We start from the raw sequence: 16916 nt of genomic DNA on the forward strand, positions 1-16916 counted from the left end.
GTCGATGGAGTTCCGCATCCTGGGCCCGCTCGAGATCGTCGTCGACGGTCGCCCGGTCCCGACGCCTGCGCCGCGGCTCTGCGCGCTCCTCACCACCTTGCTGCTGCGGCCGCATCGGGTCGTCCCGATCGGCGAGCTGATCGACCGGCTGTGGGCGGACGAGACCCTGCCTGCCAACCCGACCTCCTCGATCCACACCTACGTACGCCGGTTGCGCGCCATCGTCGGCGCGGACGTCCTGCAGACCCGTCCCGGCGGGTACCTGCTGGCCGCCGAGGCCGCCGATCTCGTTGCCTTCCGCTCCTATCTCGCCAAGGCCGCCGATGAGCCGGCCCGCGAGGTCGAGCACCTCCAGCGAGCGCTGGACCAGTGGCGCGGTGATCCGCTCGCGGTCGAGCACCACTACGCCGTCGGACTGGTCGAGGAGCGGCTGACCGCGCTCGAGCAGTACTACGACGCGCGGTTGGCGCAGGGCGACCACACCGACCTCCTACCCGAGCTCCGGGCGTCGAGCGCCAGGGAACTGCTGCGCGAACGGTTCAGCGCGCAGCTGATGATCGCGCTCTACCGCTGCGGACGACAGGCCGAGGCGCTGGCGGCGTACGACGAGATCGCGGCCCGGCTCGTGGACCAGTTCGGCCTCGACCCGGGCGACGAACTGCGCGAACTCCGGCAGTCGATCCTGACCTCGACCCTCGAACCGGAGCCGCGGCCAACGGGGGACTGGGTCCGGCAGAACCATCTACCGCTCGACATCCGCACTCTCGTCGGCCGGGACGACCTCGTCGGCCAGATCGTGAGGCTCGCCGCGCAGACCGACGGTGTGCCGATCGTCGTCCTCACCGGCACGCCTGGGGTCGGCAAGACCGCTCTCGCGGTCCGGTCCGCGCATCAGCTGTCATCGTCGTTCCCCGACGGCCTGTGGTTCGTCCGCCTGCGGGGTGCCTCGGACCAGCCGCGCCGGCCGGACGACGTACTGGTCGAACTCCTGCGATCCTCCGGCCTCGATCCCTCGGCGATCCCGGACGATCTCGATGCTCGGGCAGCGGCGTTCCGCGCCCGCCTTGCCGGCCGCCGCGTCCTTCTGGTCCTCGACGACGCCCGCGACGCCGCGCAGGTCCGCCCGTTCCTCCCCGGTACAGCCGGCAGCGCGGTCCTCGTCACCAGCCGTCATGCGCTGGACAGCCTGGTTGCCCTCGACGGCGCGATCGGATTGCGCGTCGCCACGCTGACCCCCGACGACGGCGCCGCCCTGATCGCCTCGCTCCTCGGTCGCCCGTACGACAGCGACATCGCCGAACTCGTCGCGATGTGCGCGGGCCTGCCACTCGCGCTCCGCATCGCCGGTGCCGTCGCGTCGCGCGGACCCGTCTCGGGGCTCGTCGACCGCATGCGCGCCGCCGGCGCCCTGCCGGTCCTCACCATCGACGACGACACTGCGGTCAGCACCGCCTTCACCACGTCGTACGACCTCCTGGATCCCGCCACCCAGCGCGGCTTCCGGTTGCTGTCGCTCTTCCCTGGCCCGGAGTTCGGCTCTGGTGCGGCGCAGGCGCTCATCGGCCGCGGGTACGCCGAGGTCCTCGCCCGGCTGGAATCAGCCAGCCTCCTCCAGCCGGTCGGCGCCGGCCGCTACGTCATGCACGACCTCGTCAAGCAGTACGCCGGCCAACGCGCCGAGCCGGACGCCGGCGCCTGGAACTCCTTGTGTGCCTGGTACATCGGTACGGCCGACTGCGCCGTCGACACGTTGTTCCCGACCGCGGTCCGCGTGCCGGTCACGTCGTACGAGCGCCGTCCGGTCGACGACGCGGCGGGCTGGCTCGAGAGCGAACTGATCAACATCGAGGCCGTCGCCACCCGGGCCCAGGTCCTGGGACCGCCGGACGCCGCCTGGCTCCTCGCGGACATCCTGCGCGTGTATCTCTACGAGCACAGCCTGATCGATGCCTGGCGACGTCTGGTGCGTCTCGGCGCGGGCTCTGCCGCCGGCAACCGGCTCGGCGAGGGGGCGATCGAGCACGCACTCGGCGTGCTGGACCGGATCACCGGTGATGCGAGCGGCGCCGTCGAGCACGTCAAGAAGGCGATCGAGCTGTATCGCTCCGGCGGCTTCGAACTGGGTGAGGCCGCGCTGCTGTGCAACCTCGGGCTGGCCTACAACGATCGCGGCCAACTGACCGATGCCACGGAGGCGCTGTCCGCCGGCATTGCGATCTTCCGCGGGCTGGGCGAGGTCAGGTTCCTGCCGAGGGCGTTGCTCAACCTGTCGATGAACCACGAGCATCTGGGCCGCTTCCACGATGCCATCGACTGCACGACCGAATATCTCGAGATCAAGGCAGCGGAGGGCGACCCCGACACGCTCGCCGCCTACGTCAACCGTGCGGGCGCCTACTGCAGGCTCGGCGACCTCGAGAAGGCGGCCGCGGACCTCCAGACGGCGACCCTGGGCGCCGACCGTCGTGACGTCATCGCCTGGCGGGTTGCGATGGCGGCCCTCCGCAACCGGCAGGGCAAGCACTCGGAAGCACTCCAGTACGCGTCCGACGCCGTACAGGACAGCCTCGACATCCGATCGGCGTATCATGAATCGCTCAGCCGGATGGTGGTCGGCGAATGTCATCTGGAGGCCGGCGACCACGTCACCGCGAGGACCTTCTTCGAGCAGGCCGACGCCCTCGCCACGAAGTCCGGCTACGACACGATGCTGGCCGACACCCACTGTCTCCTGGCCCAGTGCACCTATCTTGACGGCCGTACGGCGACAGCCCACGAACTCGCGGCCGCTGCCCTCGCCGAACTCGAAGCAGTGCAGTACCGCGTCGGCGAGTACCACGCGCAGGTCCTGCTGGCTCGCTGTTGCACCGATCTCGGACGAGACGACGAGGCCGCGGTGTATCGGGCCGCGGCCGCCCGGATGCGTGAGGAGACCGGGTACGTGCCGTCCCGGTAGCCGCGGCCTTACCCTCGGAGGAGGGGGATGGGGGCGCTATGGACGAGCAGACGGTGATCACTCCGGACGGTCGGAAGATCGGGGTGTGCGTGTGGGGAGATCCCGGGGGTGAGTCGATCTTCTGGCTGCACGGGACGCCGGGCAGCCGGTTCCTCCGGCACCCCGATGACGGGTACGTGAGTCGCGGTTTGCGCGTGTTCACCTATGACCGGCCGGGTTACGGGCGGTCGACACGGTTGCCGGGCCGACGGGCCGCGCAGGTGGCGGACGACATCCGTGCGATCGCCGACGCCTACGAGCTCGATCACTTCGGGGTCGCTGGGGTGTCCGGTGGCGGTCCGGGCGCGTTGGCTGCGGCGGCGCTGCTCCCGGGGCGGGTGGTTCGGTGTGCCGTCGTTTGCGGGCTTGCGCCGTTCGCGGCGGACGGGCTCGACTTCTCGGCCGGGATGGCGGAGGGCGAGCGGCAGGAGTGGCGGTTGGCTGTGCAGGGTGCGGCGGCGCTTCAGCCGTGCTGGCGGGAGTTCGTCGAATGGGTGGACGTGGGCATGCCTGGTATCGCGGCCGGCGATCGCGCGATGTGGATCGAAGCGGCGTACGAGGCCGGCCGGCAAGGATCGTCGGGGTACATCGACGATCTTCTGAGCCTGGTCGGCGAATGGGGGTTCGCGCTCTCGGCCGTTGAGGTCCCGACGCGGATCATGGTGGCGCGGGACGACACGTCAGTGCCCGCCGCGCACGGTCAGTGGCTGGTACGGCGGTTGCCCGCGGCCGAACTGATCACGGTCGACGGCGGCCACCTCGGTCCTCGTGACGAGCCGGAAATGCGACTACTCGCCTGGCTCGGCCACGGCACCGCGTAGCGCGTCTACAGGCCGAGGTCGCGGAGGAACTCCGGCTTGTAGGCCTGCATCACGACGTACCGGGGATCCGGCACCTCCATGCCCTTGTTCTTCGCGGCGTCACTGGTCGCGTCGTGCTCGCCGACCGGGACGCTCGGGTCGGTCCAGGCCTGCTCGGCCGGATTCCACCGCGTCACCGTGTACTCGGCGATGAGGTTGTCGTGGGCAACGACCTCCTTGGCTGTCCGCTCCGCCTCCTGGGCGTCCTCGAGCGTGTGCGTGTACAGCAGCATCCGGTTCCCGTCGCGAGTCACCGTCACCTGACCCCCGAGCCGCTTCCGCGCGTCGTCGTCCAGATCGTGCGCCCGGAACCGCTCCCACATCGTCAACCCGTGCTCCTCGCTACCGAGCACGACCTCAACCCGAAACTCCTCATCCGCCATAGGCACACCCTATCGACCCCGGCCTGTGCGCTTCGATCCCACCTGCTCGCTGTCCTGAGAGTTGGGACAGGTGAATCGCATTGGTTCGATCGACTAGACTTCTGAGTCATGGAGCTGAGGCACTTGGAACACTTCGTGGCGGTGGCCGAGCAGAAGCACTTCACCCGCGCGGCCGAGGCGATGTCGATCTCGCAGTCCGGCCTGTCCGCCTCCATCCGTGCGCTCGAGCGTGAGCTTCGCGCTCCGCTCTTCCTCCGCAACACCCGCAGCGTCGAGCTCACCGAGGCCGGGCGTGCCCTCCTGTGCGAAGGCCGCCGTACGCTCGCCGCCGCCGAGGCCGCCAAGGACGCGGTCGCCGCGGTCCAGGGACTGCTCCGCGGTCACCTGACTGTTGGGCTCGAGCAGTGCCTCGGCGTGGTCGACGTACCGGCTCTGCTGGCCAAGTTCCGCTCCGCGTACCCGGGCGTCGAGATCGAGGTCCGCCAGGGCGGCTCCACCCCGATGCTCGACGAACTCGCCTCCGGCCGGCTCGACATCGCGTTCGTCGCCACCGCCGGCGACCCGGTCGACGGCCTCGACCTCCGCCCGCTGTCGACCGAGTCGATGGTCCTCGTCTGCGCCCCCGACCACCGCCTGGCTCCGGCGACCGCGGTGTCCCTGGACGATCTGGTGGGGGAGTCGTTCGTCGACTTCGACCCGACCTGGGGAGCCCGCGCCATCTCCGATCGCGCCTTCGCCGGCGCCGGCGTCGCGCACCCCGTGACCATCGAGGTGAACGACGTACACACCCTCCTCGCCCTGGTCGCCCACAACCTCGGGGTAGCCCTGGTCCCCGAACGCATCGCCGCCAAACGAGGCGACCACATCACCGTCCCCCTCACGCCCGGCAGCGCCTCCGACTGGCAAGTCTCAGTAGCCATGCCCACCAGCCCCGCCGCCTCCCTGGCCGCCGACGCCCTCATAGGCATGCTCCCCACCACAGCCGTCCACCACTAAGACCGGCCGCCGCACCGCCCGACCCGTCTCCGCGCCACCCCGGTTCCCGGCTGGTGGGCTGACCCACGAGAGGGCTCCCGGCTGGTGGGCTGACCCACGAGGCGGTTCCTGGCTGGTGGGTTGACCCACGAGACTGTGGGTTGGCCAGTCGCCTGCCGTGGGTGAACCCACAATCTGCTGGGTCAACCCATCAGACCGCGTCCGCGGACGGCCGCCGCACCCTGGGGTACGGCGGCCGACTGGTTCGTGGGTCTGCCCACGAGAGGCAGGCCGGGTACAGGGGTGTTACCAGGCGTAGTCTTCGGGGGCGGTTTTGTAGCCCGGGAAGATTTCGTCGAGGCGGGCCAGCGCCTTCTCGTCGAGCTTGACGTCGACGGCGCGTACGGCGGACTCGAGCTGCTCCATCGTGCGCGGTCCGACGATCGGGCCGGTGACGGCGGGCTGGTGCAGCAGCCAGGCGAGTGCGACCTCACCCGGCTCGTGGCCGAGCTCGTCGGCGAGGGCCTCGTACTGCTCGATCTGCGGCCGCAGCCTCTCCAGGGTCTCCTTGGCGCGACCCTCGAGACGACGTACGCCCTCGTTCTCCTTGCGGATGACGCCGCCGAGCAGACCGCCCTGCAGCGGCGACCACGGGATCACGCCGAGGCCGTACTCCTGCGCCGCCGGCAGCACCTCGCGCTCGACGTCACGCACGAGCAGGTTGTAGATCGACTGCTCGCTGACCAGGCCGATGTAGTTGCGCCGCGCCGCCGCTTCCTGAGCCTGCGCGATGTGCCATCCCGCGAAGTTGGAGGACCCGGCGTACAGGATCTTGCCCTGCTGGATGGCGACCTCGATCGCCTGCCAGATCTCGTCCCACGGCGTGTTCCGGTCCACGTGGTGGAACTGGTACAGATCCACGTAGTCGGTCTGCAGTCGCTTCAGCGACGCGTCCAGCGCGCGCCGGATGTTCAGCGCCGACAGCTTTCCCTCGTTGGGCCACCCGTCGCCCATGTCTCCGTAGACCTTGGTCGCCAGCACCGTCTTGTGCCGGTTCCCCGGGTCCTTGGCGAACCACTCACCGATGATCTCTTCGGTCCGCCCCGGGTAGATCGCCCGCCCGTACCCGTTGGCGGTGTCGAAGAAGTTGATCCCCTTCTCATGCGCCGCGTCCATGATCGCGTGCGCATCCGCCACCTCGGTGTGAGGCCCGAAGTTCATGGTCCCCAACACGATTCGACTGACGTTCAGTCCCGTACGTCCAAGCTGAGTAAAGTCCATACCTCCACCCTCCCGCGCGCCCGCTAAGACTTCCAACAAAAGAATCAGCTCAGTCCCATCACCAGAGCTTCTGAGTCACCCGTGGGCGCGCGTCGCCTCCGACAACCTGCTCCGCACCGCGTCGGTCGGCTGAGCCCCACCTTCAGCCAATGCGTCCAGAAGTGCGCCCACGAGCGCGGGGTCCTGCGTGTGCTGGAGGTCGAGGTTGAGCTCGCGACTCTCGCAGGTACGACGGAGCGCCGCAAACACGGGCGCACCCGGCTCCCGCAGGAGGCCGCCGCCGGCAACGACGGTCACGGGCTCAGTGAGTCCACAGTTGCCCGCCAGGCTGACGATGTAGTCGGCGAGGCGCGATGCCTGCGTATCCACCAGCCCAGCCACCACAGGATCGTCGTCGATCAGCGCCAAGACCGACGGAGCATGCGCCGCCAACGTCGCGAAGTCGAATGTGTTCTCCCGCTTGGTGGTCACCTCGAGCATCTCCTCCGGCGTCGAGGCACCGAACAACGCAGGCAGTACGGCGGTGAGCTTCGTCGACTCGCCCAGCCCGAGCTCCGACAGATACACAGCTCGCAGCGCCTCGCCGACCAGGCCTGCCCCGCCGAGCGGATGCTGCAGCCACCACGACAGCGCCCACTCCTTCGCCGGACCTCTGCCCGCCAGCGCGGCCCCAGTACCCAGGACGACGGAGATCCCCTGCCCATCGAGCCGCCCGCACCGGATCAGGGCGAACCCGTCGTTCATGATGCTGAGGTCACTAAAGCGTGGCTCTAGAGTCGCACTCCAGAATCGTGCGTCACCCGGCCAATCGACACCCGCCAAGCGGAACGCCGCGTGCTTGATGTCGGATGCCCGGAGTCCCGCCGACTCGAGGACGTCGCCGACCAGGCCGAGGACGACAGCCTTCGCCGCCTCAGCCCCGGCCGGCGCGTAGATGTCGCCGACGCCGCCACGGGCCAGGCCGACGAGGTCACCATCGGCTGTCGTCAACCCCGCCCAGGTCTTGGTGTTCCCGGCGTCGACAGCGAGAAAGACGTCCTTCACTGAAGAAGTCTTTCCGGCAGGTACGCCGCGTGCGCCGCGGCCATCTCGTCGTACAGGTTCTCGGCGATGGACAGGTCGGGTACCAGCGGGTTCGCGACCAGCGCGCGGATCGCATCGGCCCGGGTGCCTTCCCAGGCAGCCTTGGCCGCCAGCATCTGGTAGTCGGCGAGTTGACGCGTGATGCCGCGGACGGCGAGTGGCAGCGGCTGCTGCGGCTCGATGTGGCAACCCTTCCGATCCACAGTGCAGTAGACCTCGACGACGGTCTCCGCGTCGAAGCCCGGCAGTGCATTGTCGACATTCGGCAGGTTGACGGGTAGACGCGCACCCGTGTCGTTGTAGTAGGCACTCATCACGTCAATGGCCAGTTCGAGTTCGTGGATCCCGCCCCGCGACCGGGCCGGATCGAGGTGGGGATGGCTGGACTCAGCCTGTTCGCGGTAGTGATCCCAGTAGCCCGGAACCGCATCCATGATCACTTCCGACCGGGTCCGCGGCGCGGCCTGCTGATCCCTGAACACCTCGTTCCGGAAGTAGTAGTAGTTGAAGTAGTCCGACGGAATGGACCGCATGACCACGGCCAGGTGCAGTGCCCGCTTGGAGTTCGCATCGAGGGTCGGGTCGTCCTTGCGCCGTTCCCACGCTGCGTCGAGCAGCGGCATGACGTCTTCCCCGTCGTACAGGTGCTCGTAGCTCCAGCAGTTGTGGTTCACGCCGGCCATGGTGACCTTGGCTCGCTCGGGGTCGAGTCCGGCGGCCCTAAGGACGACGGGCGGGAACACGATCGGCCCCTCGCACATCGAGTAGATAGGTACGGGCGTGTGGTCGGCAACTGCCTGGGAGACGATGTTGACCGGGTTGGTGTAGTTGAAGATCACCGCGTCCGGGGCAACTGCCTGCAGGTCATCGGTGATGGTGCGCATGTCGTCGATCGAGCGCAGCGCCATGAAGAATCCACCAGGGCCCTGCGTCTCCTGACCGATGACGCCGTGCTTGATCGGAATGCGTTCGTCGAGCGCGCGGGCGGCGAAGTTCCCGGGACGGTAGCTGGTCAGCACCGCGTCGACATCGGCCAGTCCAGCGCGCTGGTCAGTGGTCGCCGTGACGGTGATCCCGTCACCGCCTTCTGCCGCGAGTTTCTCGGCAATCCTGAGGACGGTCTCCAGACGCTCCGGGTCCTTGTCGATCAGCACGACCTCGGATCCCGCGAACTCCGGCCCGTGCCACAAGAACGAGGCCATGGTGCCGGCCGCTCTGGAGGATCCTCCGCCGATGTAGGCCATCTTGATTCGAGCCATGTCCTATGAGACCCCTTCTCGTTCTGACTGTGCGGCTTGTTCATCTGCGTAGATGCGGGCGTTGTGGCAGTCGTGCACGATGGTCGCCGGCCACTCCGGGTCGTAGCTGTCGGCCTGGCGGATCCGGTCGAAGGCGTACGCCTTGTTCGGTCCCCACAGGAGCATCACCACCGAGCGCGAGAGCGCCGCGAGTTCCGCCGTACCGATCGTGACGCCGTACGCCGGGACGTCGTCGAGCGACCGCAGACTCGGGAAGGTGGACACGTTGTCCCTGCGGGTCGACTCCGGCAACTCGACAACGCGGGTGGGTGCGTTCCGCGGCGTACCCGGTCCGTTCAGCGCGACGTGACCGTCACCCTGGCCGCTGGCCAGCAGGAACACGTCGATGCCACCTCCATCGACGAGTTCCTTCTCGAAGGCAGCGGGCTCGTTGGGGTCGGGGGCGATGAGACTGGTCGATCGCAGGCCAAGGTCGCCGAGAGGCTCCAGGAGATTCCGCCGGGCCCATCCGATGCAGCTGTGCGGTGTGAGGGGGGAGAGGAGCTTCCACTCTCCGGATTGTCCGGTGACGTACTCGTCCATCATCACGATCCGCAGATTGTCGACACGGACTCCGCGCTGATGCGCGAGCCGATCCAAGGCAGCAGCCACCGGAGTCGCACTGCGACCGGCAGGAAAGCCGACGACGTAGCGATCCGTCGCAGCGAGGCCGTCGAGAATCTGCTGCGCGACGACCTCGCCGATCTCGGCGGCAGAGGGCATCACGGTGATAGGTGTCGCCACGTCACTCCTTGACCGCGCCGGCCATGACGCCGCTGATGAACTCACGCTGGAAGAACAGGTACAGAGCCACGACCGGCAACGAGACGATCAGTGAGCCGGCCGCCATCAGGTTCACCTGCAGGACGTGTCGGCCCTGAAAGGCGCCCAGGGCAACGGTCGCGGTCTGCTTCTCGGGGTCGCCGAGGAAGATCAGCGACAGGAAGAAGTCGTTCCACGTCCACATGACCGACAAGATGACCAAGGTGAGAACCGCGGGACGAGCCATCGGGACGAGGATCCGCCACAAGGTGCTCCACACGCCCGCGCCGTCGACGGCCGCGGAGTCCATCACCGAGCGAGGCAGCGCCCTGAAGGTGGCCCGCATCCAGTAGGTCCCGAACGGGACACCCATCCCGAGCTGGATGATGACCAGCCCCAGCCAGGAGTTGGTCAGGCCGAGGCGCTGGAACTCGTAGTACAGCGGGATCACGATCACCTCGGTCGAGACCATCATCCCCAGCAGAATGACCGGGAACAGGAACCGCTCGCCGACAACCCCGAGGACGCCGAACGCGTAGCCGGAAAGGATCGCGAGCAGGGTCTGCCCGATCACAGCCGACACCGTGATGACCAGCGACGCGTACATGGAGTGCGCGAGGTTCCCGTCCCGCCAGGCCGCGCTGAAGTTGCTCAGCGAGATCCTGGACAGGTCAAGTGCACCGGAGGTGTTGGGGCTGACGGAGGTCAGCACGAACCAGGCGACGGGGAAGAGCACCGCGACCGTCAGCACGATGACGATCACATAGTTCGAGAGACGCTCGTACCTGGAGATCATCGGTCCTTGTTCTCCATCATCCGAGTTATACCGACCGCGATCCCAAGGCACAGAAGGGCGAGTACGACGCCAGTGGCGGACGCCTTGCCCACATCGGGATTGACGAACGCCAACTGGTACAGGAGCAGCGCAGGGGTCGTCGTCGCGTCCCCGGGGCCGCCCTGGGTCGTGATGTAGACCATGTCGAAGGTCCGCAGCGCACCCGTGATGGTCAGGGTCAGTGCGATGGCCATTTGTCCGCGGAGGCTGGGGAGCGTGATGAGCCAGAACTCCTGCCACCGTGTCGATCCGTCCAACCGTGCGGCCTCGTAGAGCTCGTCCGGAATGGCGAGGATGCCGGCCAGGAACAGCACCATGGTGAATCCGAAGCCGCCCCAGACCCCGATCATGCCGAGCGACGGGAGGGCCCAGGTGAAATCGCCCAGCCAGTTGCGGGTGAGCTGACCCAGGCCGACCCAGCGCAACACGGTGTTCAGTGGGCCATCGGGCGCGTAGATGCGCTTCCAGATGATCGCCACGACGACGCTCGTCAACACCTGCGGGAGAAAGAGGAACCAGCGGTAGATGCCCTCGCCGCGGATCTTCGCCCGGCTGAGCAGGGCGGCACTGATCAGCCCGAGGCCGAGCGGGATCAGACCGAACATGACGATGAGCACCAGCACGTGCCCGAAGGCGGCGTACATCCGCGGGTCGCGTCCGAACTCCAGGTAGTTCTGCAGTCCCATCCAGGTCGGCTCGCTGACTCCGTCCCACTTGTAGAAGGAGTAGTTCACCGTCTGGATCAACGGCACGAGGACGATCGCGCCGTACAGCAGGAGGGCGGGGGACAAAAAGAGCAGCCCGATCCAGCGCCGTTTGCGGGTCTGTCTCGAGACGGCTCGCGTCCTTGGCCTGGCCCGGACGCTCAGACGCGAAGTCTGAACAGTCATCGGGCGGTCTGGAACTTGTCGTAGTCGGCCTGAACCGCCTTCACCAGTGCGTCGGGTGTACTCCGGCCGGCCAGCAACTGCTGGACCTGTCCACCGAGGGTGTCGAGCATCGAGGGTGTGGACCAGTCGAAGTACGGAACGTACCCGTTGTCCTTGTCCAGCGACCGCTGACCGGTGATCTCCGTACCGAACTCGGGGTTGTCCGCCGGCGCCTTGACGTCGTTCAGGAGTGGCAGGAAACCGTTCTCGACGACGTACTGCGCGGTCTGCGGGCCGGCGAGGAAGTCGAGGAACGAGGCGGCGACATCCGGGTTCTTGCACTTCGAGCCGAGCGCGACAGCGGTGGATGCGCCCGTACCGACGACCTTCCCGCCCGTGACCTGCGGGAGTTGCACGTAGCCGTACTCCTGCTTCTGGGCGCCCTGGAAGGCCAAGGTTCCCGTGTACTCGAAGCGGAACGCCGACTTCCCCTTGAGGAAGGCATCGCCGGCGTCGGCGAACTGGATGCCGGCATGGTTCGGCGTGAGCCAGCCCTTGTCCTGGTACGACTTCAGCCGCTCCGCCGCGTCCTTCAGGCCGATCTCGTCGGCCTTCACCGAACCGGTCGAGTAGACGAAGTCGTTGATCTTCTTCTGATCGCCGAACAAGTCCTGCAGGGCCAGCAGGATCGCCGTCGACGACCCCTTGTCCTGGGACCCGTAGCCGATGGGCACAACGCCCGCGGCCTTGGCCTTCGTACAGGCGTCCTCGAACGACGCGAGGTCGGTGGGCACCGTGGCACCCACGCGCTCCAGGACTGCCTTGTTGTAGTAGAGGCCGATCAGCGACGAGCTGGCGACCGGCGTGGCGAACAGCGATCCCGAGCCCATCTCCGTGCCGTCAGCCGTGAACTGGGTCTGACGCAGGATCGTGCTCGGAAATCTGTCCCAGCCGAACGACTTCGAGTAGCCGTCCAGGTTGAGGACGAGCCCGGCCTTGGACAGCGTGCCCAGGGACTGCCACCCGTTGTTGACCGTGATGATGTCCGGCGGGTTCTTCTCCTTCAACCGCAGGTTGGCCGTCTGGGTCAGCTGACCCCAGTCGACGGACGTGCGCTTGATCGTCACGTTCGGGTACTTCAGCTGGTACGCCTTCACCGCGTTGCCCACCCACTTGGCGGAATCACCGCCCCAGAAGTCCAGCATCGACAGCGTCACCGTGCCGGCCTTGGCGACATCGATCGACTTGGCAGGCGTGGAGGGCGCGCTGCTCGCCTTGGTGCCCTGCGGCGCGCAACCAGCCAGCGTGAACAGGCCGAGTGCGGCTCCCGACTTCAACACGGTCCGCCTGGTGACCATCGTGACTCCTTCGTCCGTTCCCGTGACTTCCGGCCACCCTACGACTCTGAAACCAGTTATGCCAGTCCCAACCAGTTGCTGGATGCGAGCGCATCCAGGCCCGAAACTGGTATAGTGACGGCCGTGACAGCAGCAGAGCCCGCGGTCGAACGGGTCAAGAAACGGATCCAAGACGGGATAGTGCGCGGGCGCTACCCGAGCGGCAGCCGACTGCCGAGCGAACGGCAGTTCGCGATCGAGACCGGCCTCAGCCGCATGACCGTCCGGGCCGGCTTCCAAGCCGCCTCCGACGAGGGCCTGATCGTCCCGTCACCCCAACGAGGCTGGTACGTACGCGATCTCGTACTGCGTGAGCCCCCGAGCCGGCTCCAGTCCTTCACGGAGATGGCTCACGAACTGGGCTTCCGCCCCAGCTCGGAAATCCTCGACCACCGCGAACGACCAGCCACCCTCGACGAGGCCCACCGTCTCCACCTGGCCCCCACCGCCCCCGTCGTATCCATCCGCCGCCTCCGCGGCATGGACGGCCGCCCCGTCACCGTCGAGGACCTCGTCATCCCCATAGCCATCGCCCCCTGGCTACCCACCGCCGACCTGACCAACGCATCCCTCTACGAACTCTTCTCCACCCACGGCATCGAGTTCTCCTACTCCCGCTACACAGTCCAGGCCCAAAACGCCGACGCCACCCTCGCCAACCTCCTCAACCTCCCCACCGGCGGAGCCATCCTCGTAGCCACCGAAATAGCCTTCGCCCAAGACACCACCACCCCCCTCCTCTCAGGCACCAACCACTACAGAGGCGACGCCTACCAATTCACCGCCGACCTAACCCGCTAAGCCCAGCGCGGAGTTAGCCCGAGTACCTGGCGTGACGGCTGACGCACGTCTGGGAGCGCCTCAGTTGCAGTGCTCGCGAGGATCAGGATCACGCAACCACGGAAGCAGCTTGGAATACCTCGGTGGGCATGGGGTGGGTTAGTTGCCAGGTGATGGCTATCGGGCGCTCGCCGGTGTGAGTGGTGTACGTCGCTGGGCCGAGGAAGAGGTAGGGGTCGGTGGCTCCGTCGGTGCGTTTGTGTTGGCGGGCGAAGATGAGGATGTCACTGCCACGCTCGCGGTGATTCAGGTACCGCTGGCCTGTTTGCGAGTCGACCGCGGTGTTGCTCTGGGACTCCCAGTGGAACAGCGTTGGGCTGATCGCGTAGTCCTGATACATCGTCGTGGGGGAGTAGTCCGCCTCGGACTTGGTCAGGGTGACGAGGAACGCGTCGAGGTTCCGCTCGTGTGAGTAGAGCACGCCGGATTGGAACGTACTCGGCTTGCGCTGCAGGTTGGCGTAGTCGAGGGCGGCCAAGATTTCCTCCCGCTGGTACCGCGCATGCACGCGAAGGGGCAGGTCGCCGAGTCGACCGCTGAGCTGGAAGGCGCGATGCCGGGCGTGATCCATGGCGAAGTCGGTGATCTCCAGCAACTCGTCGCGCAGGGCATTCTCCTGGCGCAGTGCGTCAATGCCTTCCGCGTACGACGCGAATCCGCCGCCGTCGGGCCAGAGCGAGAAGAACAACATGCGGGCGAACGCACTGTGGGCTGGGTCCAATTCGTCGTACGTCGGTCCGTCGTCCTGCAAGAGTCGTCGGTAGACGCGGGCTCGGTCCGGGTCGTCGACGTGGGCCAGTGCGCGTACGCGTCGGAGAAGAGCTTTCTCCAGGCTCGATCCGGAGCGCGTGTGGAGTCCGGCGTCGCGGCGCAGGTTCGTCCAGCTGCGGCCGGGGCGCAGTACGTCGCTGAGCTCCGTACCGGACTCCTGGAGGAAGGTCGGCAAGGTCTGCTCGCCGTGAGCCCTGAGTTCCTTGACCATGTCCTGCCAGCGGCCGGCAATCTGGCTGCGAAGGTTCGACAGGACCACCTCTTGCGCGACCTTGTCGAGCACAATCTGGCAGCCAGACGGCAGAAACGGGAAGCCCTGCTCAACCTGACGTTCTAGCCCTTTTCGGGTCTCGCCAGTCAGTGCGCGGAAGCGTAGGTCGAAGCGGAACTCTTTGCGTTGGTGACCGACAAAGTCGAGGGCCGTGAGAACCGGCTTGCCTTCGGATTGGCGCAGACCTCGGCCGAGCTGCTGGAGAAAGACAGTCGGGCTTTCGGTCGGGCGAAGGAACAGGACAGTATTGACCTCTGGGAGATCAAGACCTTCGTTGAAGAGGTCCGCGGCAAACAGGGCGTTGACCCGGAGGTCTTTGAGGTCTCGCAGCGCCTGATCCCGGTCGGAGGTCAGAGTCTGGCCGGACACGGCGCGTGCAGGGATGCCCGCCTTGCTGAAGACATCCGCCATGTACTCGGCATGGGCGACCGAAACGCAGAAGCCGAGAGCTCTCATGGTGCGTAGGTCTGTGAGCTTGTCACGAACCTGGTTGAGGACAATGGACGCACGTCTGTCGTTGCCCGTGTACAGGTTCTCGAGTTGCCGCTCGTCGTACCTGCCTCGCTTCCATTGCAGGTCAGCGAGGTCGGTGTTGTCGGAGATCCCGAAGTAATGGAAGGGACACAGGAGATCCGCAGATAGCGCGTCCCACAGCCGAAGCTCGACCGCCGTTCGTCCACCGAAGAAGCTCAGCAGGTTAAAGCCGTCGGTGCGTTCGGGCGTAGCCGTCAGCCCGAGCAGTTCACGAGGCTGAAGATGATCCAGTAGTCGGCGATAGGTCGGTGCGGCCGCGTGATGGAACTCGTCAACGACGACAACATCAAAGGTCTCCGCGGGCATCGTCGTGACGTCGTACGAAGTGAGCGCCTGAACGGAGGCAAAGACGTGTCGCCACCGCTCCGGGCGTGCTCCCGAGTAGTACTCCTCGCCGAAGGTGGCGTCGGCGAGGACCTCGCGGTACGTGCGGAGCGACTGCTGCAGGATCTCTCGACGGTGGGCTACGAACAGGAGTGACGGCGCCGGCTCGCCACGCTTCAGCGCGGCGTCGCGAAGGCGGCGATAGTCGAGCGCGGCGATCACTGTCTTACCGGTGCCGGTTGCCGCGACGACCAGATTGCGATGGCGGTCATGAACCTCGCGTTCGACCTCGATCTCCTCGAGCATCTCGGCTTGGTACGGCCGCGGTCTTACCTCAAGGCCGGCGAGCGAGATCGTGACTCGGTCCGAGGACTTGCGATTGCCTGCCTCGGCCAGTGCATCGTCGAGGCGATCACGGTCGTGCGCTGGGTCGTACTTCTCAAAAGTTGCGTCGTGCCAGTAGGTGTCGAAAGTTGCCTCGAACTTGTCGAGCAAGCTCGGTGTCGCGATCCGCGAGAGACGGACGTTCCACTCGACGCCGTCGAGCAACGCGGCTCGCGAGAGATTGGACGATCCGACGTACGCCGTGTCGAAGCCAGTGTTTCGGCGGAACAGCCACGCTTTGGCGTGCAGCCGAGTGCGAAGTACGTCGTACTGGATCTTGACCTCGGCGCCGAACTCGTTGACGAGTCGGTCAAGCGCAGTGCGATCCGTTGCCCCGAGATAAGTGGTGGTGATGACGCGAAAGGGCGCGCCACGGAGCCGGAGACGTTGGAGCTCAGGCTCGAGCAGGCGAAGGCCGTACCACTTCACGAACGCACAGATCAGGTCCACCTCGTCCGAGGTGTCGATCTCGGCTCGCAACTCCGGACCTAGCGAAGGCTCACCGTGTGCGTTGGTGAGCAGGGCGGCATCGGAGAGCGGAGTGGTCGGCCGGGCCTCGCTATAGGTGGTGGCGCCAGGCCGGACCGGCGGATGCAGCGAATGCAGTTGCCGAAGCTGTCCGTCGGGTAGCTCCTCGCCATTTACGGCAAGGCGCTGCAACAGGTCGTTGACCAGCGCAACACGCTTGCCCTCATCGCGAGTGTTCCCAAGCACCCGCAGTACGGCGTCCCGCACGTGCCGAGCCAGAACCTCCGGCTGATCCGCCAAATCAACATCATGCAGCTTCGCGACCAGCCCATCACCCTCCCCGATCGCCTCAAGCAGCCCATTCGTCACGAGCGCGTCGTAAATCCCTGGCTCCATCTGCCCACCACCCCTCCCGGAGGAGCTTGCCAGACGCATCCGACATCCCGCTGGACCTTGAGGTATGTGATGGCCAGATAGTTGCCATCCCTACCGAATCAGCTGTTGACAAGTTGGTGGAGGGCGTCGAGGCCCGCATTGACGACTCGATCCACTGCGCGGGCGGCGGGAGATCCGTGGCATGCTCGCG

The 16916-nt window shown here is 66.8% G+C and carries 13 protein-coding genes; 4 read left to right on the top strand and 9 right to left on the bottom strand.

Features of this window, described 5'->3' with window-relative positions; genetic code table 11:
* Positions 1-4 precede the first annotated feature (4 nt).
* Both OG817_RS07490 and OG817_RS07495 read left to right on the top strand, forming a co-directional pair.
* Positions 5-2956 carry a BTAD domain-containing putative transcriptional regulator gene (locus OG817_RS07490; protein WP_406052975.1) on the top strand — a complete coding sequence of 984 codons (2952 nt, stop codon included), beginning with the start codon at positions 5-7 and terminating at the stop codon, positions 2954-2956.
* Between the two features lie 38 nt (positions 2957-2994).
* The gene (locus OG817_RS07495; protein WP_406052976.1) at positions 2995-3816 is read left to right on the top strand and encodes an alpha/beta fold hydrolase; all 822 of its coding nucleotides are present in this window, start codon (positions 2995-2997) and stop codon (positions 3814-3816) included.
* 5 nt (positions 3817-3821) lie between these two features.
* On the opposite strand, the gene OG817_RS07500 is transcribed toward OG817_RS07495, so the two are convergent.
* Positions 3822-4238, bottom strand: a complete 417-nt coding sequence (locus tag OG817_RS07500) for a hypothetical protein (RefSeq protein ID WP_406052977.1) — start codon at positions 4236-4238, stop codon at positions 3822-3824.
* A gap of 108 nt (positions 4239-4346) precedes the next feature.
* Here OG817_RS07500 and OG817_RS07505 point away from each other — a divergent pair, with 108 nt between their 5' ends.
* Complete coding sequence (locus tag OG817_RS07505; protein ID WP_396395862.1) at positions 4347-5234, top strand: LysR family transcriptional regulator; 888 nt, start codon at positions 4347-4349, stop codon at positions 5232-5234.
* A 285-nt stretch (positions 5235-5519) separates the two neighbouring features.
* Here the strand turns inward: OG817_RS07505 and OG817_RS07510 are convergent, their stop codons facing one another.
* From OG817_RS07510 to OG817_RS07540, 7 genes are all read right to left on the bottom strand, one after another.
* Positions 5520-6494: an aldo/keto reductase gene (locus OG817_RS07510; protein ID WP_406052978.1), complete on the bottom strand. Its 975-nt coding sequence runs from the start codon at positions 6492-6494 to the stop codon at positions 5520-5522.
* A gap of 75 nt (positions 6495-6569) precedes the next feature.
* Positions 6570-7538: a hypothetical protein gene (locus tag OG817_RS07515; RefSeq protein WP_406052979.1), complete on the bottom strand. Its 969-nt coding sequence runs from the start codon at positions 7536-7538 to the stop codon at positions 6570-6572.
* Complete coding sequence (locus OG817_RS07520; protein WP_406052980.1) at positions 7535-8836, bottom strand: glycoside hydrolase; 1302 nt, start codon at positions 8834-8836, stop codon at positions 7535-7537. Before OG817_RS07520 ends, OG817_RS07515 begins: the two co-directional genes overlap by 4 nt.
* Positions 8837-8839: 3 nt before the next feature.
* On the bottom strand, positions 8840-9619 hold the full coding sequence (locus tag OG817_RS07525) for a 6-phosphogluconolactonase (protein WP_406052981.1): 780 nt from the start codon (positions 9617-9619) through the stop codon (positions 8840-8842).
* Position 9620: 1 nt separating this feature from the next.
* Positions 9621-10433, bottom strand: a complete 813-nt coding sequence (locus OG817_RS07530) for a carbohydrate ABC transporter permease (protein ID WP_406052982.1) — start codon at positions 10431-10433, stop codon at positions 9621-9623.
* Positions 10430-11263 carry a carbohydrate ABC transporter permease gene (locus tag OG817_RS07535; RefSeq protein ID WP_396395856.1) on the bottom strand — a complete coding sequence of 278 codons (834 nt, stop codon included), beginning with the start codon at positions 11261-11263 and terminating at the stop codon, positions 10430-10432. The genes OG817_RS07530 and OG817_RS07535 overlap by 4 nt, the downstream gene beginning before the upstream one ends.
* A gap of 95 nt (positions 11264-11358) precedes the next feature.
* Positions 11359-12699 (bottom strand): ABC transporter substrate-binding protein, encoded by a 1341-nt coding sequence (locus OG817_RS07540; RefSeq protein WP_406052983.1) that lies wholly within the window; start codon positions 12697-12699, stop codon positions 11359-11361.
* Between the two features lie 123 nt (positions 12700-12822).
* On the opposite strand from OG817_RS07540, the gene OG817_RS07545 reads away from it, so the two are divergent.
* A complete protein-coding gene (locus OG817_RS07545; RefSeq protein ID WP_406052984.1) occupies positions 12823-13539 on the top strand; it encodes a GntR family transcriptional regulator in 717 nt (238 codons plus the stop codon).
* Positions 13540-13627: 88 nt separating this feature from the next.
* Here OG817_RS07545 and OG817_RS07550 read toward each other — a convergent pair whose 3' ends face one another.
* Positions 13628-16726: a DUF3427 domain-containing protein gene (locus OG817_RS07550; protein ID WP_406052985.1), complete on the bottom strand. Its 3099-nt coding sequence runs from the start codon at positions 16724-16726 to the stop codon at positions 13628-13630.
* Positions 16727-16916 lie beyond the last annotated feature (190 nt).

The sequence above is a fragment of the Kribbella sp. NBC_00889 genome (assembly GCF_045207705.1).
Lineage (GTDB): Bacteria > Actinomycetota > Actinomycetes > Propionibacteriales > Kribbellaceae > Kribbella.

Coding starts and splice junctions, on each gene's coding strand:
- OG817_RS07490 (WP_406052975.1), top strand. CDS start 5: ATGGAGTTCCGCATCCTGGGCCCGCTCGAGATCGTCGTCGACGGTCGC.
- OG817_RS07495 (WP_406052976.1), top strand. CDS start 2,995: ATGGACGAGCAGACGGTGATCACTCCGGACGGTCGGAAGATCGGGGTG.
- OG817_RS07500 (WP_406052977.1), bottom strand. CDS start 4,238: ATGGCGGATGAGGAGTTTCGGGTTGAGGTCGTGCTCGGTAGCGAGGAG.
- OG817_RS07505 (WP_396395862.1), top strand. CDS start 4,347: ATGGAGCTGAGGCACTTGGAACACTTCGTGGCGGTGGCCGAGCAGAAG.
- OG817_RS07510 (WP_406052978.1), bottom strand. CDS start 6,494: ATGGACTTTACTCAGCTTGGACGTACGGGACTGAACGTCAGTCGAATC.
- OG817_RS07520 (WP_406052980.1), bottom strand. CDS start 8,836: ATGGCTCGAATCAAGATGGCCTACATCGGCGGAGGATCCTCCAGAGCG.
- OG817_RS07530 (WP_406052982.1), bottom strand. CDS start 10,433: ATGATCTCCAGGTACGAGCGTCTCTCGAACTATGTGATCGTCATCGTG.
- OG817_RS07540 (WP_406052983.1), bottom strand. CDS start 12,699: ATGGTCACCAGGCGGACCGTGTTGAAGTCGGGAGCCGCACTCGGCCTG.
- OG817_RS07550 (WP_406052985.1), bottom strand. CDS start 16,726: ATGGAGCCAGGGATTTACGACGCGCTCGTGACGAATGGGCTGCTTGAG.